The sequence below is a fragment of the Lysinibacillus sp. NPDC093692 genome, from assembly GCF_050280125.1.
Taxonomy (GTDB): Bacteria; Bacillota; Bacilli; order Bacillales_A; family Planococcaceae; genus Lysinibacillus.
Genome location: NZ_JBNNUW010000016.1, coordinates 59,131 through 79,909 on the forward strand (window position 1 = coordinate 59,131; position 20,779 = coordinate 79,909).

Here is a 20,779-nt window from a genome sequence, read left to right on the forward strand (position 1 = left end):
AAAGGTCATTTGGTACAATTGTCTACCGCACAACAACCTATCGGACATATATTACTCTGAAAGGAGTGTGTCTAATGACTAAACCAATTGTACTTAGTAATGTAACAAAGGCATATTTAGAGGAATACGAAAGAATCCTCAATAAAATGATGCAGGGTATGACCTATGTGACAATTACCTGCAGTATTTCAGAAAATTTTATTAAGCAAATATTACCGCATCAAGTAGCTGCAATTAGAATGTCGGAAAATGTTTTACGATATACCACTAATATATTTGTGCAAAATCTCGCATTAGAAATAATAGCAACTAGTACAGAAATTGTTGAATGCCTGGAAGCGATACAAAATAGGTGCTGTATCGTACAAAATTCGGAATGTGAATTGTATGAATATATGTGTGCATACAAAGAAATTACCGGGGCTATGTTCCAAGCAATGAGTTTACCACCAGTATCTAATAATATTAATATAAACTTTCTTCGAGAAATGATTGTTCATCATCAAGGAGGCGTTCGACTAGCACAAAATGTTTTAAGGTTCTGTATTTGCCAGGAATTAATACCGATTCTTCAAAATATGATTAAAACTATGTGCGATCGTATTTGTGAAATGGAAAAATTACTGGATGCTTTAAAGGATTGCGAAAATTGCTAGTTGAGCATGGAGCTAAAAAACGCTAGGGTCGAAGCCGACTTTAGCGTTTTTTGTGAGTGCTATGTATATTAGCGAAACTACAGAGTAAGGCTTACCAAGGATTTAAAAAATTAATCATTCTCAACAGATGGAGCGCACATAAATGTTACTGTTCGTTTATGACTATCGTAGAGACACCATTCACGGTGATCGACAACTGATCCAACATTGATGCCATACTGCTTTTCTTGTAATGCGATTGGTTCGCCAAAGCGAATACGAATACGTAACTTTTTATTGCGATGATAAAGACCTGATTCATGACTATGTCCGAAGAAAAGGAGCGATTTTTTGAATGGCGGAAATGTTGGTTGCCACGTCACACTCCATTGAAATTGATGGCCATGCATAAGCGTAGCACCATCAATCTCCATTGTTTCAGGTAGCTCTTTAAAACGTTCGATGCCAGTTACGCGCGTAATTCGCTCCTCTTGATTGCCACGAATAGAGGGGAACGTTAGCAAACTTTCAAAATCATTTTCCACTATTGCAGCTTTTTGAAGCGGTAAACCCGACATTGTTTGTGCTTTTTTCTTACTTACAGTACATTCGTATAAATCACCTAATCCCAATACTTTTGCATCTTTCGCAGTGTGTTGAATATGGGCTAGAACTGCCTTCGTATCTTCTATATTAGAATGTAAATCTCCTAAAAGTGCGTACAGCATTTTAATCAGGCCTTTCTTAAAACTTTTTTCAGCGGGTGTCAAAGCACCTGTACCTGTCGCTTTGCTTTCGGTACATAAAACATTTGCTGAAAGAAGCTAATCATTATACAAATATCATACACCTAACAGAAATTGATAGAAAAGTAAAATGTTTATGTATATTTAGTTACATATTCGTCATATTTTCGTTCATCACTATAACGCGGAGTTAATTTCAGTTCCCAATTGGGGCCCTCAGGGCTTTCACTCAGAATCTCAACTTTTTTATGGGAAGAAAAATTGCCAACCTTTTCATAGATTGATAAAATATAATTGTAATTTTCTGAATTTTCTTAGTGTTATTTAATTTATGGCGATTTTGTACGGTATGAGGGAAATGAATTAAAGATTTGGGGGGCTTATGATGACGATGTTAATGACAGACATTTTACAAAACTATGCTATGCAACAACCAAAAAGGATTGCGACGATATACGATGGGACAGAGCTATCCTATAGTGAATTTTATAAAAGTGCAGAAAAATTCGCAGCGTACTTACAAGAGCAAGGCTTTGAAAAAGATGATGTAATTGCATTATACACGCTCAATTCAGATTTATTTTTAATTGCTTATATCGGTGTTCAGTTAGCGGGTTACGTTGTCATGCCCATTAATACAAAATTAGCAGCTCCAGAGGTCGAATATATTTTTAATCATTCTGAAGCTAAAGGACTTATTTATGATGAAAGGTTAGAGGATGTACTCACAACGATTGCGAATCCATTTCAACATATTGTAGGGCTCAATGAAATGAGAGACATTATTAAAAACAATTCAGGTCAAAGAAAAGATATCAAATTGGAGCCTCATGATACTGCTGTTGTTATGTATACTTCTGGCACGACGGGAAAACCAAAAGGAGTAATGCTAACTCATCAAAATATTGTTTCAACTGCGGATATATGGTCGTCATCAATGGATATGAGCAATGAGGATCGCATGTTTATTTGTACGCCTTTATTTCATTGTGCAGGTCTTCATGTATTTGCGATGCCGATGTTTTATAAAGGCGGTACGATTGTTATAGAAGAGGCGTTTTCTTCGTCAAATACATTAGAACAGCTTGCTGCTACAGCTGCGACAATTTTCTTTGGTGTTCCATCAATGTATACAATAATTTTAAACACACCTAATTTTAAGGAACATACATTTAAAAATTTACGTTTATTATGTTACGGGGCGGCACCGATGCCTTATGAACTTGTTAAGCAAGTGAAAGAGACTTTTCCTAATGTGAAAGTACAAAACCTGTATGGACAAACTGAAAATTCGCCTGCGACCTCTTCCCTTTTAGATGCCGATGCCTTGACGAAAATTGGTTCGGTAGGAAAACCTTTAGCACAAACAGAAGTCCGTGTTGTTGATAGCTTTGGTGAAACTGTATCAACGGGTGAGGTAGGAGAAATATGTATCAAAGGACCCCAGGTAATGAAAGGCTATTTACGTAATCCTGAAGAAACAGCTAGAACAATTAAAGATAGCTGGCTCTATTCAGGAGATTTAGGGCGTTTTGATGAGGAAGGTTATCTCTATATTGTAGATCGTAAAAAGGATATGATCATTCGAGGTGGCGAAAATATTTATCCTATCGAGATAGAAGAGGTTTTATATCAACTGCCAGAAATTTTAGAGGCAGCCGTTGTAGGTTTACCACATGAAGTGTATGGCGAAGTTCCGAAAGCGTTTGTCGTATTGAAGGAAGGGGAGTCTTCCGATGAAGAGGCGATATTGGCTTATTGTCGGACGCAGCTTGCAAAATATAAAGTGCCACATGAAATTGAATTTTTAACTGAACTGCCGCGCAATGCTTCTGGTAAGGTTTTGAAGCATACATTACGACCAAGCGTAAGCAGCACCATAAACTAAGCGTGTAAAGTGAAACCCGAAAGTAGCAAAGCCAATAATACCTTTATCGGTAAAGTGTGAATGAAGATCAATGATGTCTCGGCCTAATTCCGTAACTTTCGATAGAGGTTTTAGGCCAGTGGCAGTCTTTCATTCCAAAAAACATCTGTAGCTGACGCTTCGCTTTCGCTCCAAAAAACACTTTGCTGAAAGAGGTTAAAATAGGAACGTCTATGAAATTAGCGTATAATAGAGTCTACGACAAATTGAAATATAATAGAGTTGAAGTTATTGTCTTCAAACAAGATAGGAGCGGAATTTGTCTTGTGGACGAGGTATAAACGCCTTTTACTAATAGGTATTATGATCATCATGCTACTTTCGAGTTGCAATTCGTTTTCTCAGCAGGAAACGCAAAACAATGGATTAACTGTGTTAACGGTAGAGTTTAATAGTGGTGCACCGATACCTAACCTTTATATCACTGCTACAGATGTAAAGACAGGTGAGGTAGTGGAGGATGCAGTTGGCTCTGAAGAGGGCGAAGCGAAATTTTCGAAACTTAAAGAGGGGCAGCAATATGCGATAGCTGCAACTACACTTGAAAATAGTACGAAAAACGATGGTTATACGACAATCGAACATTTTACATATGATGCGACAAAGCCGTATTATCGATTGCAAACACATTTTTCAAGAGACGAGCAGGAGCTAGATGTACCAGTTGTTATGCAAAATCCGGAACTACCACATGGATGTGAAATAACATCATTAACAGCTGTATTAAATTATTATGGGCTGGATGTTACGAAGCTGGAAATGGCTGATCACTATTTACCAAAGCAAACAATAAGCACTGTCAACGGACAGCGATTTGGTCCAAATCCAGAGCAGGCTTTTGCAGGCAATCCTCGTGATAAAACACATGGAATGTATGTCTTTGCAGCTCCGATTGTCAAAGCAGCAGAAGCAGTCATAGCGGATAAACAGGCAGATTTACGAGTGACAAATAAGAGCAATGCCTCGCAGGATGAGATTTTACAGCTTGTTCGAGATGGAGTCCCTGTTGTGACATGGGTTACATTGGATTTATCAAAGCCGGAGGAAAATTCAGAAAAGGGCTGGGTATATGAAGGTGAAACATTGCCGCATGAAGCGTATATGAACTTACATGCTGTTGTTTTAACTGGGCATTTAGGTGATAAAGTAGTTGTCATGGACCCATTAAAAGGCTTTGTCACGTATAATGTGGATCAGTTTTTTAAAAGCTATAGAGAGTTAGGTAAACATGCTGTAGCCGTTCATAAATGATTCAAAGAAGAGGTATAAGGAGTACAAGGAAAGTATGTTACACTTATAAAAAAGACTCATCACCAAGTAATAAGGATGACATTCGTTAAAAAGTCCATTTATATAAGTTGATTGGGGTGGAGGCTGGTAGCCAGAACGGAAATCAACCCCACATTATGGTGATAGGCCTAAAAAACTAAAGTGAGTTGAGCAGAATGGTCATTGAGCACGCTTTTTTACCGGTTTTATTAGGAGATGAAATGAATGCTTATGGCATGGCGAGAGCATTTTACGAGTCCTATGGCGTTAAACCACTTGCATTAAATCATACGAATATGGAGAAAATACAGCACAGTGATTTATTAACATTTCGTGAAGTTCCAAGACTCCATATTGAAGATCGTTTTGTCGTGGCGTTAAAGGCAATTGCAGAGGAATTTACAGGTAAAAAATTGCTTTTATTAGCCTGCGATGAATTTTACGTAAAAAAAATTGTACAACATAAAGAGGAGCTAGCAGAGTATTTTGTAGTTCCTTATGTGGATGCAAACCTTGCGCAAGAGTTATTAACACGCGAGAGTATGTATGAACTTTGTGCAAAGTTCGGCTTTCACTATCCGGCAATGCATGTTTGCACTGTCAATGACTATGAGGAACTTGACATCCCTTTTGAATATCCAGTAGTCATTAAACCGCTGAATATGACAAAGTATGCTGCATGTATTTTTCCAGGCAAGAAAAAAGTGTATATTGCGAAAGATAACGACGAAAAGGATGCTATTTTCCACGCCATTTATAAGGAATCTGCATACCGAGATGACATAATGGTACAGCAATATATTCCAGGCGAAGATGCTCATATGTGTGTCGTAAATGCTTATGTTGGGCAAGATAATAAGGTAAAGTTGCTTTCTGTAGGTAACCCGATTTTAGAAGAGCATTCTCCAGAGGGGATTGGTCGCTATGTAGCCATAATGACAGCATATGATCAAGACTTAATGGAACGCGTCAAATTGTTTCTAGAGGAGATTCGATTCCAAGGCTTTGCCACGTTTGATATGAAGTATGATGAACGCGACGGTCAATATAAGTTATTAAGTATTGAATTACATAATGAACTTTCTAATTATTATGTGACAGCAAGTGGCTATAATTTAATGCAATATGTTGCGGATGATTTTATCCGAGGAAGTAAGCAACAGCTAACTTATGTTCAGAATAAGCATCTTTGGACGATTGTGCCAAATGGTGTACTCTTTAAATATGTACAAAATGAACAGCTAGTAATTGAAGCGAAGAGCCTTATTCGCCAAGGAATGGCTACGGATTCCATCTTTAATTATAAGGATATGAATGCGAAGCGTTGGTTGAATATAACGCTCGATAATTTAAATTTTTATCGCCAATATAAGAAATATTTTAACAACAAAGGTCTGTCAAACTAATGAAAAAACAAACTTTAGGTATAATAGGTGGCGTAGGTCCACTAGCAACGATGTTTATCGGTGAAATGATTGTAAGACGTACGAAGGCATCGAAGGATCAGGAGCATTTACATACAATCATTGATAATGATACGAATATCCCTGATCGTACTGCCTTTATTTTAGATGATACAAAGGAAAATCCTGTACCAGTAATAGTCGCAGATGCTAAAAAGCTTGCTTCTGTTGGGGCAGATATGATTGCTATTCCATGTAATACAGCACATACCTTTTACGATGAGATTGTTGAAGGTTCTCCAGTCCCTGTATTACATATGATAAAGGAAACAGCAAAGCGTGCCTCTGATTTAGGGGCTGAGCGTGTAGGTATTTTAGCGACAACAGGTACATTGACTTCACGTATGTATCAAGATGCGTTAGAGGAATTTGGCATAACACCAGTTGTCCCAAACGATGTGATGAAAGAAAAAGTCATGTCTATTATTTATGATTATGTAAAGGCTGGGAAAGATGTCTCTCAAGAGGATTGGCAACCGATAGAAGAGGCAATGCTTGCACTTAATTGTGATCGTATCGTATTAGGATGTACAGAATTATCTGTCGTCAATCGAGATTTAAAATTAAGTGACACCTATATCGACTCATTAATTGTTTTAGCAGAGCGTGCTATAGAAGCATGCGGCTATGAAATAGTAGATTAACAATTGAATCAACCAAATAAAAATCTGCTCGCTCTACGCGGGTAAGCTGTAAACCTTCAAAGAAACTCCGGTGTCTATGAGGGCTTGTAGGCTTACAATTCCCGTGGATGAATCGGGCAGATTTTTTTCGCATTATTGTGCAAGAAGACGCCCATCTCAAAATTCGTTAGGTGAGTTTATAAATTGGTTTATGTACATATGAAGTAGGAAAATGATTAGTGTGTTAAACTAGTGTCAAGTAGATAGAAGGTGGGAAATTACATGTCAGTAATAAATTTATTAAATGAAGATTTACAAGCAAAATGGAAATTTGAAGAACCGATGAAAATTCAAGAAGAAATGATTCCAGCAATGCTTGAGGGCAAGGATATTGTAGCTGAATCGCCGACAGGATCGGGGAAGACGTTAGCATATGTACTTCCTTTACTAAATAAAGTAAACGGTTCAAAAAAACAAACACAAGGACTTATCGTAGCCCCATCACAGGAGCTAGCAATGCAAATTGTAGAGGTTATCCGTGAATGGACAGCAGGTTCTGATATTTCGGTTCAGCAACTAATTGGTGGTGCAAACTCTGCACGTCAAATCGAAAAGTTAAAGAAAAAACCGACGATCGTTGTAGGAACACCAGGCCGATTAAATGAATTAGCACGTGCTGGAAAATTAAAGCTAAAAGAAATAGAAACAGTTATTTTAGATGAATGTGATCAGTTACTTAGTCGTGAATATCGCGTTGTCGTAAAATCCTTTATCGAAGGTTCAGCATATGGACGGCAAGTAGTTGTTGTTTCAGCAACAATTACGGAGGAAATTGAATTAGTAGCTAGTCGCATGATGTTCGAGCCAGTACGCTTCAAAATTAAACCTGAAGATATGTTGAAGGTTGGTAAAGTTGTACACTCTTTCGTGAAAGTAGAGGAGCGAGATAAAACTGATTTCCTACGTCGACTATCACATACTGAAGGATTACGTGCACTAGCTTTCGTCAACAATATAGATCAATTGCTGATGAAGGAAACGAAATTACAATACCGCGCGGCACCGATTGTGACATTACACTCTGACATGAAAAAAGAAGAACGTAAAAAGACATTAGATGCATTCCGTAAAGGAGAAGCGCGTGTTTTAATTGCTACTGATATTGCTGCACGTGGTTTAGATATTGCAGGTTTAACACATGTTATTCATGTCGATGTTCCAAGAACAATTGAGCAGTACTTACATCGTTCTGGCCGTACAGGTCGTGCTGGAGCAGATGGCGAAGTATTAACATTATTATCATATCGTGATGAAAAAACGTATAAAAAATGGACTAGAGAAATCTCTGGAAAACCTGTCCAAAAAGTTTGGCATGAAGGCAAGCTAATGGAGGGCAATTCAAAAACAATTGGACAAAAGCGAGGTAAATAATATGACGTTTGAAGAAAAATTACAAGCATATGCAGAACTTGCGGTAAAAGTCGGTGTTAATATTCAACAAGGGCAATATTTATTAATCAATACATCAGTCGATGCATTGGATTTCGCCCGTTTAGTCGTGAAAGAGGCTTATAAAGCTGGGGCAGGACGTGTTCATGTTAATTTTTCAGATGATGAAATGGATCGAGCTTATTTTGAGAATGCCTCAGATGAAGAATTTAATCGTTTCCCAGAATGGGTAGTTAAAATGCGTGATGAGGTGATCGAACGTAAAGGAGCACTATTATGGATTGATGCTGCAAACCCTGATAAATTAGCAGGTATTTCAGCAGATCGTCTAGCTACCCATCAAAAAGTATCAGGAGCTGCTCTGAAAAATTATCGCAACGCAATAATGAAAGATTTAATCGCCTGGTCGATCGTTGCCGTCCCTTCACTAAAGTGGGCTTCGAAGGTATTCCCGAACTTAGCTGCTGAGGAGCAAGTACCAGCATTATGGGAGGCTATTTTTAAAACTGTTCGTATCGGTGAAGGCGATGCTGTTGAAAACTGGAATGAACATGTAACAAATTTAGAATCTCGTGCGACCCTACTGAACAGTAAAAAATATGCGAAGCTTCACTATACAGCGCCAGGTACGGATTTAACAATTGCCTTAGCGCCACAGCATAAATGGATTACTGGAGGTGGTAAAACGCCAGATGATACGATCTTTATTGCTAATATGCCGACAGAAGAGGTTTATACGTTACCGATGAAACAAGGTGTTAATGGCTATGTCAGTAATACAAAACCATTAGTTTATCAAGGGAATATTATCGATGGATTTAAGCTAACATTTGAAGAAGGAAAAATTGTTAATGCTGAAGCACAGGTAGGGCATGATTTATTACAGGAGCTTATTAATGTAGATGAAGGCTCTTGCTATTTAGGTGAGGTAGCGCTTGTACCGCATGAATCACCAATTTCAGCATCAGAGATTTTATATTTTAGTACATTGTTTGATGAAAATGCATCGAACCATTTAGCGATTGGCGAAGCTTATCCAACTTGCTTAGAGGGTGGAAGAGATTTAGAAAAAGGGCAGCTTGAAGCATTAGGTGCAAATATTTCAGTAACACATGAGGACTTTATGATTGGCAGCGGTGAGATGGACATCGACGGTATTTTACCAGACGGAACTGTAGAGCCAATTTTCCGCAAAGGTAGCTGGGCATTTTAGGCTCTTGATTTAAAGAAGGGAGTTGAGCAGATGAAACGATTACTAACCATAATTGGTACAGTTATACTCACGATGGTATTTAGTATTTCATCTGCTTTAGCTCAGACCGAAAACTACCTGTCAATTGGAGATTCCTTGGCGGCTGGTCAAACACCTTATCAACAGATTGATACAGGCTACAGTGATTTAATCGCCATGAAATTAGGAATGACTGGACAATTGAGCTTCTATACGAAGGAGCTCGCTTTTCCAGGCTATACAACAGCCGACGTTTTGAAACGAGTAAAATCAGAGGAAGCAAGTGACTTATTAGCAAATGCAACACTTATTACTGTTTCGGCAGGCGCCAATGATTTACTGCGGCTAGTGCAAGTTAATCCAACTGCCGGTACATTAGCCTTTTCACAGCTACAAATCGATTATGCATTAAACATTGCCAGAAAAAATATGGAGAAGATTTTAGAAGGGTTAAAAGAGCGAGCACCTAAAGCAAAGATTTATGTAATGGGCTATTATTTTGCTTATCCAAATGTTCACCCTTCGCAAAAAGAAGGAACAAATGCACAGCTCGTTAAGCTAAATAAGATTTTACAGCAACAGGCAGAGCATGCTGGAGCAGCTTATGTAGACATATATGATGCTTTTGGGTTAAACGCTAGAAACTTTTTACCCAATATCTCTGATGTACATCCTAATTTTGAAGGCTATCGCCAAATGGCAAATGCATTTTTACATGAATATAGTGGAAGTAAAGCTCTAGCCATTTCTTCAAACGAATTGCCAAAGCCCAACCCTATTTCATTTGACCAGATTTTAGAACAATTGGTGAAGGCAGAGCAGAAACGAGAGGAAAAAGAAAAAACAACTCCTACAGCGCGTGCCCTCCCAAGTTTTAAAGGATATGCTGCTTTTATGGAGAAGGTAAGAGCTAAAGAAAATTTTTAATGTAACAGGGCATTCGATAAGGATGCTCTTTTTTATGTTGAAGATCTATCAAAATATAGGCGACGGAAGGAATCATCAGAGCGACGGAAAGAATCATCGAAGTGACCGTACAGCCCGAAACGATGGATACACCCTGACACGTCAGCTCTAAGTTATGATGAGGAGCCCTATTATAATTTTTAAACTATTAAAAGGAAAAACAAACAATCCAACAGCCATGATAAAATGAAATAGACAGGAGGCGCACAAAATGAAAATATTTCATACAGCAGATTGGCATTTAGGGAAGCTTGTACAAGGCGTCTACATGACCGAGGATCAACATTTTATTTTACAGCAATTTAAGCTAGCTATAGATGAAGAGAAACCAGATGTTATCGTTATAGCAGGTGATTTATATGACCGTTCGATGCCTCCGATTGAGGCAGTGAATTTACTAAATGATATTTTGGCGGAAATTGTGCTTGATAAGAAAATTCCTGTGTTAGCAGTTGCCGGGAATCACGATAGTGCAGGTCGATTAAACTTTGGCAGTAGTTTAATGAGTGATAGTGGATTACATATTAAAGGCCAGTTTACGAAAGACCATGCACCGATCGTTTTACATGATGAATATGGTGAAGTACATTTTCATCTCGTACCTTATGCAGAGCCAGCGTCAGTACGGACGATTTTAGAGGATGATTCCATTCGTTCTCATCAAGAGGCGATGGAAAAAATTATTGAATATATTGGGCAAAGTTTAGATTCTACAAAACGTAATGTTTTTGTGGGACATGCCTTTGTGACGAAGTATGGAGAAGAAGAAGCAAATACGAGTGAATCAGAGCGACCTTTATCAATAGGGGGCTCGGATTGCATAAATGCGGCATTGTTTAAGCCTTTTCATTACACTGCACTTGGACATTTGCATAAAGCGCATTTTGTGTTGAATGAAACGATTCGATATGCCGGTTCTCCATTGAAGTATTCATTATCAGAGCACCTACATGAGAAGGGCTTTTTAATAGTTGAGCTAGATGAACAGGGAGAAATAACAGTTACGAAGCGAAAGCTTATACCGAGACGAGATTTACGAGTGGTAGAGGGGATACTGGATGATTTATTGCAATTACCACCAAGTGATGATTATGTATTTGTACGTTTAACAGATACTACGCCAGTAACTTCGCCGATGGAACGTATTCGTACAGTGTTTCCTCATGCGATGCATGTTGAGCGTAAAACAATACGCCAAGAAGTAGCACAAGAAATTCAAGCGGTTGAGACAGAGAAGATAGAAGACATCGATTTATTCCGATCATTTTTTACAGATATAATAGGTATACAGCCAGATCAAGATACAGAGCGTCTATTTACAGAGATGCTGCAAGAATTATTAGATGAGGAGCGAGAAACAGTAAAATGAAGCCTTTAAAGTTAACGATTACTGCATTCGGTCCATATAAAAATACAGAGGTTATTGATTTTCAACAGCTAGGTGAACATCGTCTATTTGCGATATCTGGAAAAACAGGTGCGGGGAAAACGACGATTTTTGATGCTATATGCTATGCACTTTACGGATCGGGTAGTGGTGAAGACCGTCAAGATACGGCAATGTTACGAAGCGGGTTTGCAGATGATGATGTGTATACTGCTGTGGAACTTGTTTTTGAAATGCATGATAGAGTGTATCAAATAGTACGTCAGCCAGGTCATATTAAAGAAAAGAACAAAAGTGTTACTGGTAAGAAAATAGAGCTGGCTGAAATCAAAGGAGACACACTTGATTATAGTATTGTAGAAAAACAGCAAACACTTGAGGTAGATAAAAAGCTACAGGAAATAATAGGCCTGACAAAGGATCAATTTAGTCAAATTGTTATGCTGCCACAAGGTGAATTTCGCAAACTATTAACTTCAGATTCTACGAATAAAGAAGTTATTTTGCGCAAGATTTTTAAAACAGACCGTTTTGGTGCTATGACAAAAAGACTTGATGCGAAACGAAAAGAAACAGAAAGTGATTTACTGCGCGCGAAGCAATTAAAAGAGCATCTTCTTGGCCAAATTGCGGGGGCTTTGCCACAGCGCACGTCATCTCTATTTACTTGCATTACTAATAATACCGAAAATATGCATCAGCTAAAGAAGGCTCTGGAAGAAGAGCAGACCTACTATACTGAATGTATACAATTGGAACAGCAGCGTTATAAAGTAGCTTATGCGCATCATCAAAAAGAGCAAGAGTTTTATAGTATGGCGAAAACATTGAATGAGCAATTTGATGAGCAAACGAATCGCCAGAACCGTTTGCAAGCATTGCTACAAGAGCAAGGTGTATATAGCGCAAAAGAACGTGAAATTGCATTAGCAGAAAAAGCAGAACGTCTTGTTATACTTGAGCAACAATGCGTCGATTTACGTGCTGAGCAAAATCGTAAAGAACAATCCTGTCAACAAGCAGTGACAGAGCAACAAAACGCAGAAGCTCAGTTAAAAATAGCGCAAGAAAGATTTAATGTTGAAGAGGCGAAGGAACCTGAACGCCAACACGTTTTACAACGGGAGTTACAGCTCCAAGCATTATTACCAACTTTCGAGGCGTATGAGAATAATCTTCAGCAACTGCAAATAGCTGAACAATATGTTACAACAGCCAAACTAGCAGTAGACGATAATCGTAAAATTGTAGAAACAGGACAAATGCAAGTTCAGCATCTAGCAACAACAATTGAACAATATGAAAAACAACTTGAGCCATATGAAGGTTTTTTAGAACAGTTACCGAAGCTAAAAGAGCAAGTATCATACTTAGCGCAAGTTGAAAAATACACTAGAGCAGTAGAAATGGCAGAGCAGGATGTAGCCATGACTAATGTTCACTATCAAGAAAGTAAGAAAGCTCTTCAAAAGTTGGAGCAGCAATGGATTGCGAGTCAGGCAAGTATTTTAGCACAGCAGCTTAAGGATGGAGAGGCTTGCCCAGTGTGCGGTAGTACAACACATCTCGAAACACATCGTGAGCAATTAGAGATGATCGAATTAGCACAGGTGGAAGTTTTGCGAGTAAAGGCTACTAATGCTGAGCGCAAGTTTTTAGAGAAAGAAGCTTTATTGAATTCTTCAAAGCATCTTCTGCAAGAGGCATTAGAACAGTTAGAGTTGAATGAGGTTGATCAATCGAACCAAGCACAAATTGTAGCTTCCTTACAAAATATAGAGCAACAAATTACTATCTTAAAAGTAGTAAGCAATCAATTGTCTGATGTACGCATGCAACAAAAGGATCATCGTGCACGAATGGAGCAGCTACAAGAAAAGCAATTAAAGCTAGAGCAATATTTAGCTGAAAAGACGAAGGAATTGACTAAACAACAAGTAGTTGTGGAAGAGCAGCAAAAACATATTCCAGAAAATCTTACGACGCTATATGCAATGAAACAGGAAATTGCTCATATAGGTTCTCAAAAGGTTGCCTTACAAACTGCGTGGACTATTAGCCAACAAAGTTTGCAAGCTGCCAAGGAAGCAGCAAACAATGCTAGAATGACCGTCGAAATAGCGAAACAGGCTTTTGAGGAGCTAAAGCTGAAAATGGATGAAAAGCGCGAACAATTTTCAGTAAGTATGAAGGAAGCCGGCTTTGAAAGCTATGAAGAATTTGCTACTGGGAAGCGTAGCGTGTTGCAAATAGAAGCTTTACGGAAGGCATGCAGTGATTATGCTATGCAAATCCACACTTTACAGGTGCAAATTACTGAGGGAGCGAAGCACCTTAAAGGACAAGAGAAACAAGATTTAACGGCAATGGAAGAAAAGTTAGAGATGCTTCGTGTAACCTATGAGGAAGCCTTTAAAGTATTGCAGCAGATGGAAGGATTTGCGAAAGCTTGCACAGACTTTATCGAAAAAGTAGAGGAAGCGGAGCTGGAAATACGCTTACTTGAAAAAGAAGCGGGACGAGTAAAGGAACTTTATGCAATGTTAAATGGGCAAAATGTGAAAAAGCTGTCCTTTGAGCGTTATATTCAAATCAATTATTTAGATAAAATTACAGAGGCAGCAAATGTCCGGCTTTATCATTTATCCAACGGTCAATTTGAGCTACGACGTTCAGATCGTTTAGAAAAGCATGCTAAGCAAAGTGGACTTGGGCTAGATGTGTATGATGCCTATACAGACCAATTACGTGATGTAAAAACATTATCAGGGGGAGAAAAGTTTAATGCTTCTTTAAGTCTTGCCCTTGGGATGGCAGATGTCATTCAAAGCTTTCAAGGTAATATCCGTATTGAAACAATGTTTATTGATGAGGGCTTTGGTTCTCTTGATGAAGAGGCATTAAATAAGGCGATTGATACGCTTATTGATTTACAAGATTCTGGACGCATGATTGGCGTCATTTCGCACGTTGCAGAGTTAAAAGCTACAATGCCTGCAGTGTTGCACGTTGAAAAAACAATGAATGGTCACAGTCAAACATATTTTGAAGTGAAATAAAAAAGAGGCGTATTTCCGATGTGTGGAAATACGCCTTTTTATTACTTTTTATTTACGTTAGGATATGTTCCTTTTTTTGCAGCGATTACTTTTTTTACAATTGGAATAACGATTGGTGCTAATTTTACGGCGGTTTTGACAACTTTAGATACTTTCAAAAAATAACAGCTCCTTTTAGTACTCTCTGTTCAAGGTTGAAATGAAACTTATCGGATAACGCGAACTGCTTGAATAATATTCCAAATGACAATTCCGATTGAAACAAGAATGTAAATCAAAAATGAAACTAACCAAATGATAAGAAAAGAACTACTACCTGAATCTGGTTCAAAAGTGTTGAATGATAAAGTTGAGAAAATAAAGACTGCAAAAAATATTATTCCAAATACGACTGGGATTAAATGTGATATTAATGCTCGAAGAGAATGACTCTTTACGTCGTTATCTTTTGAAACAAAGTAAACGACTAATGGCACAATAAAGGGTGCAAAAAAGATACTGAGATAACTAAAGGCAGATAAAATTTTTTGGTTCTCCATAGTTGTACCTCCTTTTTAAATATTTACGCATGAAAAACAGTAAAGTTTCAAAAAAAATTAATGTGGAAGAGGTTGTAATCGTTACAGTGTTTGCGTACAATGAGGTTGTTCAACTAAATTAAGATGTAACGACCACAAGGGGAGCTGATGATGTCAGCTGAGACTGGGCACGTAATGCCTTAACTCTTTGAACCTGTAAGTTAACGCTTGCGTAGGGATGTGGATAGAAACCGACACTTTTACGATGTGAGGCTCTGTCCTGGCATCGTTTTTTTATCTTTATTGATGCTAGATAGGGACATATTTGCCAACTGATTTCTATTCCTGCTCTTGTATCCTACATCGGAACAAAGGAGAGAATAATTATGGACAATAAAAAACTATTAATGCTTGTGGAAATTGCGATATTCGCAGCGATTGGCCTTGTGCTTGATCAGGTTTCCTTTAAAGTATGGGCACAAGGAGGCTCTGTTAGTCTCGTAATGGTGCCAATAATGTTAATAGCATTTCGCTGGGGCCTTATTCCAGGCATGGTAACGGGTTTACTTATTGGTGTTATGCAAACAATGTTTGGTGCCTATATTATACATTGGCTTCAAGGAACACTTGATTATGGTGTTGCCTTTACGGTAGTAGGCTTAGCGGCCGTAGTGCGTGGGCCAGTGCTTGAGGCAGCAAAAGATTTAAATAAAAAGAAAATGGCGCTTTATATTATTGTAGGAACGGTATTAGCGGGCTTTTTACGTTATGCAGCACATACCATTGGAGGCGCTGTATTTTTCGCAGAGTATGCTGGCAATCAAAATGCATGGGTTTATTCAATCATCTATAATGGAACATATATGCTACCAGCAACGATTTTAACAGCGATTGTCGGTGTTTTGTTATTTACGGCAGCACCTCAATTAATGCAACGAAAATCATAATGATTATGCCCTTCACATGAGTGAAGGGTTTTTATTTTTAGGCTGTTAAAGATTGTTGCTATCAAAACATAAAGACAGATTAAATTTAGATACTGTGCAGTAATCAAGTTTCCCTTCCTAAGCAATTTCTCCATAGCTTTCAGTTATGACAAAAATTGCATTATTGAATAATCAATGGTAAAAATAGTTGAATGATGGTATATTATATAAATCTTTTGCCGATTTTATGAAGGGGGAGTGCGTTAATGAATAAAACACTTGAAAATTTACAAAAAGAAATTATATTTGAAGCAAAAAAAGGATACCCCATTTTGCTTTCTGGCGCCGTTGTCTTTTTAATTTTCGCCTTTATGCCCTTAGTTTTCCCAATAGAAGCTATACGTTTAATTTGGATATTTGGCTTAGGTGTCATCTTTCCTATTGGGATTGTCATTAGTAAAATTCTGGGTGTTAATTTACTCTCTACTGACAACCCTTTAGGTACTTTAAGTGGAATAGTAGCAGCTCCTCAAGCTTTTTATATACCTGTATTTATAATTGTGTATATGAAAATACCTGAATACCTGCCCTTCACAATTGGCCTACTAGCAGGCTCTCATTTTCTGCCTTACATATGGATTTATAAAAGCAAAGCATATTTATTTGTTACTTTAGGAATCTGTCTTTCTGCTCTAATTTTAGGTGGCTTCTTTGTTGGTCAAGCTTTCACTCTAGTACCTTTAGCAATGTCTATTGTTTATGGAGTTGGTGCTCTTTTAATTCTAAGAGAACTCAAAGTCAGTCATGTTTAAGCACCTATTGTCAGTTGAATAACAGTAAACCACTGAATCTTTTTAAAAAGCATCTGAATAAAGGTGCTTTTTGTCTTTTCTAGTGCTGCAACTGTGAAATAGTTAGATTCAGTTAGCGGAAAATAAAAAAGCAGAGTTAAGCGAAGCGCCAGCAACAAAGCGCCCAGCCGGAACGGAAATCAATCTCACGTTATGGAGATAAGCCTGTTTTCAGCACTTTATAATTTAAGATGGCATATAATATTTAAAGCGTTTAGCGTTTTAAGCATAGAAAGTTATGTTATATTAAATAGTAGATATTAGATGAAAGGGACGTTAAAAATGATTGTAAAAACGCAAGAAGAAATTGAAGCCTTTAAAAAAATCGGCCGTATTTGTGCTGAAATTCGTGAAGCAATGAAGGCTGCTACAAAACCAGGTGTAACAACACTAGAACTAGATGAAATTGCAGGCCGTATGTTTGCTGAGGCCGGAGCAGTTTCTGGACCTAAAGGGGAGTATGATTTCCCAGGATACACATGTATTAGTGTTAATGAGGAAGTCGCACATGGTATTCCAGGTGAACGTGTGATTAAAGAAGGAGATATCGTCAATATAGATGTATCTGGTTCATTAAACGGCTATTTTGCTGATACAGGCATTTCATTTGTAGTTGGTGAAGGTTATGAGGATAAAGAAAAGTTGTGTCGCGTAGCCAAAAGTGCTTTTGATCGTGCGATGACAAAAGTAAAAGCTGGATCAAAATTAAACCAAATCGGAAAAGCTGTTGAGCGTGAAGCATATGCTAATGATTTAACAGTGATTATGAACCTAACAGGACATGGTTTAGGTCGTTCTTTACATGATGAGCCAAACCATATTTTAAACTATTATGATGCATGGGATTCTACAATTATGAAAGAGGGTATGGTTCTTGCAGTTGAGCCATTTATCTCAGCGAAAGCGGAGCATATTGTGGAGTCTGGTGATGGCTGGACATTCGTTACGCCAGACAAATCATTAGTTGCTCAAATCGAGCATTCAATTATCGTTACAAAAGACAAACCAATTATTTTAACTTCACTTGATGAACAATAAAAAAGCTAAAATCCTGCTACCAATTTATTTTTGGTGGGCAGGATTTTTTTTAATAAATAATATACCGACAAGTAGCACCCCACATAAAAACAAGGCTGCCGTTGACACAAGTAGCTCATCAAAACCATTATGTAATACGACCCCTATATAGGACCAGATAAATACACTTGGATAGATAATATCAAAATAATGGAATCGAATATGTAGTGCTATTGCAACCCCAAGTGTCAGTAAAATAACTGCCCACAATGGATCACTAAGTCCAAAACCATTCCATTGGTAGGATGTTAGCGTGAAGCTTACATTTGTCATCAGGCTGAATGTAACCCATGCGAAGTAAATCGAGAAGGGTAAACGACCTGTAAGTGAGTTATTGCTGAAAGGGTACGTTTTGTACAACTTTGATAAATACAGTACTAAAATAAACGTACTGACGATTGACATGATAAATAATTCGTGATGCCAAACAACAATTGCTAGCGCCTGCATGATACATATGCTACTAAAGAGAACAGTCTGTTTAATAGTTGTCTTTTTTAGATTCATGACTAACCAATAACCAAGTAACATGTAAACCACAATCCAAATCACATAACTAACATTAAAAGGTGCAAATATTACTGGAAAACGATTTGAAATCTCTAAGGAAGATTGACCGTTTATTTTCATGAAATAGGATGAAAAGGTTAGGATAAGTGAGACAATGTAAGTGATTGTCATCAAAAAAAATCGAGGCATGTTTTCCTCTCCCTTCGTGTTAAATTGTATAGGGAAAAGACAAATAAGTATAGGACTGTAACGTACTATTTTCATTATAACGGAAATTTCCAACAATGTATCGTGTTGTTTCGCTAAAATTATCTACAATTTACCATTTAAATAGGCGTTCATATATTTCTTTAGTACAATGGAAGTATACAAATGTAAGGAGTGAAGTTTTAATGACTCAAAATTTAAATGATCTAGATCTAACAGTTAATCTAGATAAGAAAATGTATAAAAAGAAATTAAAAGTACTCCAGTATGAAATGTTAAATGCTCAACAGTTTTTATTAAACAATAAAATAGGGTTAATTTTAGTATTTGAAGGTATGGATGCCGCTGGTAAGGGGGGCGCTATTAAGCGTCTAATTGAACGTGTTGATCCACGTGGTTATGTCGTACACCCGATTTCAGCGCCTCAGCCCCATGAACTACGCTACAATTATTTACAACGCTTTTGGAGAAAGCTGCCACAGCATGGACAAATCGCAATTTTTGATCGCTCTTGGTATGGTCGTGTATTAGTTGAGCGTATTGAAGGATTTGCAACAAATGAAGAGTGGTCTCGTGCATACGGAGAAATGAATAATTTTGAAAAGATTTTAACGGCAGGAGATTATATTGTCATTAAGTTTTGGCTTCAAGTATCAGATGAGGAGCAACTTAAACGTTTTAAAGAACGTGAGCAGGATCCATATAAGTCTTGGAAGCTAACAGATGAAGACTGGCGAAATCGTGAAAAAACACCACTGTATGTAGAGGCTGCAAATGAAATGTTTGAGAAGACTGATAAGAAAAATGCTCCATGGGTTCTAATATCAGGAGACGATAAAAAGTATGCTCGTGTACAGGTACTGCAAGAGACACTAGCACATATCGAACGTGAAGCAAAAAAACGTGGCCTTCATTTAACGAATGTCTTAGACAAAACGCATTTAGAAGATGCTGAATCGTCTAGCCTTGAATTGCTAGAAGAGAAGCCTAAAAAACAAAAACAAAAAGTGAAATAATGTTATTGATGCTGTAACAACAAGACGAGATGTTTTAGTTGTAGCAGCATCTTTTTTTACATACAATAAAATAAAACTTCAATTCGGTGGGTGTTTACCCACAAATTGTTAGTGAGCATAATAGTCAGCTAATCGTCGACTATGTTGATTGAAAATCAATTTAAAACAGGGAACGACAGTTATTGACCAGTTATTGACCTTTAAAGTGAGATACAGTGAAACTTCAGGCTATTAGGGTTAGATCCATTGAAAATTGAATGCAGGCTTTAAACAATTATCGGAAGGTTAGTGTGGAGAAATGGTGCTTAAAATTTGGAGACTATTGAGGAAAAAGGGTGAAAATGTGGTATCAATTCAGGGGGATAAATGCTACATTCGCACATTTTACGAAAAAGATGCACAAAGTTTAACTGATCTCGTAAGCCGCAATAAATATTTTTGGTCTACATACGAACCGTTACAACGACCTGAATATTATACAATTAATGCTCAATATAAAAAAATTCAAGAAAGCTTATACTTAATGGACTCAAAGAGGGAGTTTACTTTCGGTATTTTTGAGCCGGGTACAAATAATCTAATAGGACATATTGCTCTTTATGCAGTAAAACGTTTACCGTATTCCAGTGCATTTGTTGGCTATGCGATGGATGAAATTTATGTGGGGAAAGGGATCGTAACAGAAGCGGTTAATATGGTTGTGCAATTTGCGTTCGAGCAAGTAGGCTTACATCGTGTAGAGGCTTATGTTTCAACACAAAATAATCCTTCTATCCGTGTTTTAGAAAAGTCTGGGTTTCAGCAAGAAGGCCTCTTGAGAAAGCTGCTGTACATTAATGGCAAATGGGTGGATCATTACATGTATGCACGTTTAGAGAACGAATAAAAAGAAGCGTCTAACTTTCAAGTCATGAAGGAT

Annotated in this window: 18 protein-coding genes and 1 riboswitch; of the genes, 15 read left to right on the top strand and 3 right to left on the bottom strand. The window is 37.6% G+C overall.

Annotation, left to right across the window (positions count from 1 at the left end; genetic code table 11):
- Positions 1-74 precede the first annotated feature (74 nt).
- Positions 75-656 (top strand): DUF305 domain-containing protein, encoded by a 582-nt coding sequence (locus tag ACQKN4_RS16695; RefSeq protein ID WP_079562693.1) that lies wholly within the window; start codon positions 75-77, stop codon positions 654-656.
- A gap of 110 nt (positions 657-766) precedes the next feature.
- Here ACQKN4_RS16695 and ACQKN4_RS16700 read toward each other — a convergent pair whose 3' ends face one another.
- The gene (locus tag ACQKN4_RS16700; RefSeq protein ID WP_079562732.1) at positions 767-1,363 is read right to left on the bottom strand and encodes a metallophosphoesterase family protein; all 597 of its coding nucleotides are present in this window, start codon (positions 1,361-1,363) and stop codon (positions 767-769) included.
- A gap of 403 nt (positions 1,364-1,766) precedes the next feature.
- Here ACQKN4_RS16700 and ACQKN4_RS16705 point away from each other — a divergent pair, with 403 nt between their 5' ends.
- The 9 genes from ACQKN4_RS16705 to ACQKN4_RS16745 all read left to right on the top strand — a co-directional run bounded on the left by ACQKN4_RS16705 (position 1,767) and on the right by ACQKN4_RS16745 (position 14,755).
- A complete protein-coding gene (locus tag ACQKN4_RS16705) occupies positions 1,767-3,269 on the top strand; it encodes a class I adenylate-forming enzyme family protein (RefSeq protein WP_427484259.1) in 1,503 nt (500 codons plus the stop codon).
- Between the two features lie 303 nt (positions 3,270-3,572).
- On the top strand, positions 3,573-4,559 hold the full coding sequence (locus ACQKN4_RS16710; RefSeq protein WP_079562695.1) for a C39 family peptidase: 987 nt from the start codon (positions 3,573-3,575) through the stop codon (positions 4,557-4,559).
- Between the two features lie 194 nt (positions 4,560-4,753).
- On the top strand, positions 4,754-5,983 hold the full coding sequence (locus tag ACQKN4_RS16715) for an ATP-grasp domain-containing protein (protein ID WP_427484237.1): 1,230 nt from the start codon (positions 4,754-4,756) through the stop codon (positions 5,981-5,983).
- On the top strand, positions 5,983-6,684 hold the full coding sequence (locus ACQKN4_RS16720) for an aspartate/glutamate racemase family protein (RefSeq protein WP_427484238.1): 702 nt from the start codon (positions 5,983-5,985) through the stop codon (positions 6,682-6,684). The genes ACQKN4_RS16715 and ACQKN4_RS16720 overlap by 1 nt, the downstream gene beginning before the upstream one ends.
- Positions 6,685-6,945: 261 nt before the next feature.
- The gene (locus ACQKN4_RS16725) at positions 6,946-8,094 is read left to right on the top strand and encodes a DEAD/DEAH box helicase (RefSeq protein WP_427484239.1); all 1,149 of its coding nucleotides are present in this window, start codon (positions 6,946-6,948) and stop codon (positions 8,092-8,094) included.
- Between the two features lies 1 nt (position 8,095).
- Positions 8,096-9,325: an aminopeptidase gene (locus ACQKN4_RS16730; RefSeq protein WP_079562699.1), complete on the top strand. Its 1,230-nt coding sequence runs from the start codon at positions 8,096-8,098 to the stop codon at positions 9,323-9,325.
- A 30-nt stretch (positions 9,326-9,355) separates the two neighbouring features.
- Positions 9,356-10,270, top strand: a complete 915-nt coding sequence (locus ACQKN4_RS16735) for an SGNH/GDSL hydrolase family protein (RefSeq protein WP_427484240.1) — start codon at positions 9,356-9,358, stop codon at positions 10,268-10,270.
- Positions 10,271-10,520: 250 nt separating this feature from the next.
- Positions 10,521-11,678, top strand: a complete 1,158-nt coding sequence (locus tag ACQKN4_RS16740; RefSeq protein WP_079562701.1) for an exonuclease SbcCD subunit D — start codon at positions 10,521-10,523, stop codon at positions 11,676-11,678.
- The gene (locus tag ACQKN4_RS16745) at positions 11,675-14,755 is read left to right on the top strand and encodes an AAA family ATPase (RefSeq protein ID WP_427484241.1); all 3,081 of its coding nucleotides are present in this window, start codon (positions 11,675-11,677) and stop codon (positions 14,753-14,755) included. The genes ACQKN4_RS16740 and ACQKN4_RS16745 overlap by 4 nt, the downstream gene beginning before the upstream one ends.
- A gap of 206 nt (positions 14,756-14,961) precedes the next feature.
- Here the strand turns inward: ACQKN4_RS16745 and ACQKN4_RS16750 are convergent, their stop codons facing one another.
- Positions 14,962-15,294, bottom strand: coding sequence for a DUF4870 domain-containing protein (locus ACQKN4_RS16750; RefSeq protein ID WP_427484242.1), 333 nt, complete (start codon positions 15,292-15,294; stop codon positions 14,962-14,964).
- 127 nt (positions 15,295-15,421) lie between these two features.
- A riboswitch (TPP riboswitch) is annotated at positions 15,422-15,529 on the top strand.
- A gap of 130 nt (positions 15,530-15,659) precedes the next feature.
- Here ACQKN4_RS16750 and thiT point away from each other — a divergent pair.
- The 3 genes from thiT (at position 15,660) to map (ending at position 18,088) form a co-directional block, all read left to right on the top strand.
- Positions 15,660-16,220 carry an energy-coupled thiamine transporter ThiT gene (gene thiT, locus ACQKN4_RS16755; protein WP_427484243.1) on the top strand — a complete coding sequence of 187 codons (561 nt, stop codon included), beginning with the start codon at positions 15,660-15,662 and terminating at the stop codon, positions 16,218-16,220.
- 245 nt (positions 16,221-16,465) lie between these two features.
- On the top strand, positions 16,466-17,011 hold the full coding sequence (locus tag ACQKN4_RS16760; protein ID WP_079562705.1) for a DUF7010 family protein: 546 nt from the start codon (positions 16,466-16,468) through the stop codon (positions 17,009-17,011).
- 321 nt (positions 17,012-17,332) lie between these two features.
- Positions 17,333-18,088, top strand: a complete 756-nt coding sequence (map, locus tag ACQKN4_RS16765; protein WP_079562706.1) for a type I methionyl aminopeptidase — start codon at positions 17,333-17,335, stop codon at positions 18,086-18,088.
- A gap of 24 nt (positions 18,089-18,112) precedes the next feature.
- On the opposite strand, the gene ACQKN4_RS16770 is transcribed toward map, so the two are convergent.
- Entirely contained in the window at positions 18,113-18,826 is a 714-nt protein-coding gene (locus ACQKN4_RS16770) for a hypothetical protein (RefSeq protein WP_427484244.1), read from the bottom strand.
- Between the two features lie 203 nt (positions 18,827-19,029).
- Here ACQKN4_RS16770 and ACQKN4_RS16775 point away from each other — a divergent pair, with 203 nt between their 5' ends.
- Together ACQKN4_RS16775 and ACQKN4_RS16780 are read left to right on the top strand one after the other, a co-directional pair.
- Positions 19,030-19,860, top strand: a complete 831-nt coding sequence (locus ACQKN4_RS16775; RefSeq protein ID WP_427484245.1) for a polyphosphate kinase 2 family protein — start codon at positions 19,030-19,032, stop codon at positions 19,858-19,860.
- Positions 19,861-20,158: 298 nt separating this feature from the next.
- On the top strand, positions 20,159-20,746 hold the full coding sequence (locus ACQKN4_RS16780; protein ID WP_427484246.1) for a GNAT family N-acetyltransferase: 588 nt from the start codon (positions 20,159-20,161) through the stop codon (positions 20,744-20,746).
- Positions 20,747-20,779: the final 33 nt, after the last annotated feature.

Bases quoted from the DNA above. Each gene is read 5' to 3' on its own strand.
- ACQKN4_RS16695 (WP_079562693.1), top strand. From the start codon at position 75: ATGACTAAACCAATTGTACTTAGTAATGTAACAAAGGCATATTTAGAG.
- ACQKN4_RS16700 (WP_079562732.1), bottom strand. From the start codon at position 1,363: ATGCTGTACGCACTTTTAGGAGATTTACATTCTAATATAGAAGATACG.
- ACQKN4_RS16705 (WP_427484259.1), top strand. From the start codon at position 1,767: ATGACGATGTTAATGACAGACATTTTACAAAACTATGCTATGCAACAA.
- ACQKN4_RS16715 (WP_427484237.1), top strand. From the start codon at position 4,754: ATGGTCATTGAGCACGCTTTTTTACCGGTTTTATTAGGAGATGAAATG.
- ACQKN4_RS16720 (WP_427484238.1), top strand. From the start codon at position 5,983: ATGAAAAAACAAACTTTAGGTATAATAGGTGGCGTAGGTCCACTAGCA.
- ACQKN4_RS16725 (WP_427484239.1), top strand. From the start codon at position 6,946: ATGTCAGTAATAAATTTATTAAATGAAGATTTACAAGCAAAATGGAAA.
- ACQKN4_RS16730 (WP_079562699.1), top strand. From the start codon at position 8,096: ATGACGTTTGAAGAAAAATTACAAGCATATGCAGAACTTGCGGTAAAA.
- ACQKN4_RS16735 (WP_427484240.1), top strand. From the start codon at position 9,356: ATGAAACGATTACTAACCATAATTGGTACAGTTATACTCACGATGGTA.
- ACQKN4_RS16740 (WP_079562701.1), top strand. From the start codon at position 10,521: ATGAAAATATTTCATACAGCAGATTGGCATTTAGGGAAGCTTGTACAA.
- ACQKN4_RS16745 (WP_427484241.1), top strand. From the start codon at position 11,675: ATGAAGCCTTTAAAGTTAACGATTACTGCATTCGGTCCATATAAAAAT.
- ACQKN4_RS16750 (WP_427484242.1), bottom strand. From the start codon at position 15,294: ATGGAGAACCAAAAAATTTTATCTGCCTTTAGTTATCTCAGTATCTTT.
- thiT (WP_427484243.1), top strand. From the start codon at position 15,660: ATGGACAATAAAAAACTATTAATGCTTGTGGAAATTGCGATATTCGCA.
- ACQKN4_RS16760 (WP_079562705.1), top strand. From the start codon at position 16,466: ATGAATAAAACACTTGAAAATTTACAAAAAGAAATTATATTTGAAGCA.
- map (WP_079562706.1), top strand. From the start codon at position 17,333: ATGATTGTAAAAACGCAAGAAGAAATTGAAGCCTTTAAAAAAATCGGC.
- ACQKN4_RS16770 (WP_427484244.1), bottom strand. From the start codon at position 18,826: ATGCCTCGATTTTTTTTGATGACAATCACTTACATTGTCTCACTTATC.
- ACQKN4_RS16775 (WP_427484245.1), top strand. From the start codon at position 19,030: ATGACTCAAAATTTAAATGATCTAGATCTAACAGTTAATCTAGATAAG.
- ACQKN4_RS16780 (WP_427484246.1), top strand. From the start codon at position 20,159: ATGGTGCTTAAAATTTGGAGACTATTGAGGAAAAAGGGTGAAAATGTG.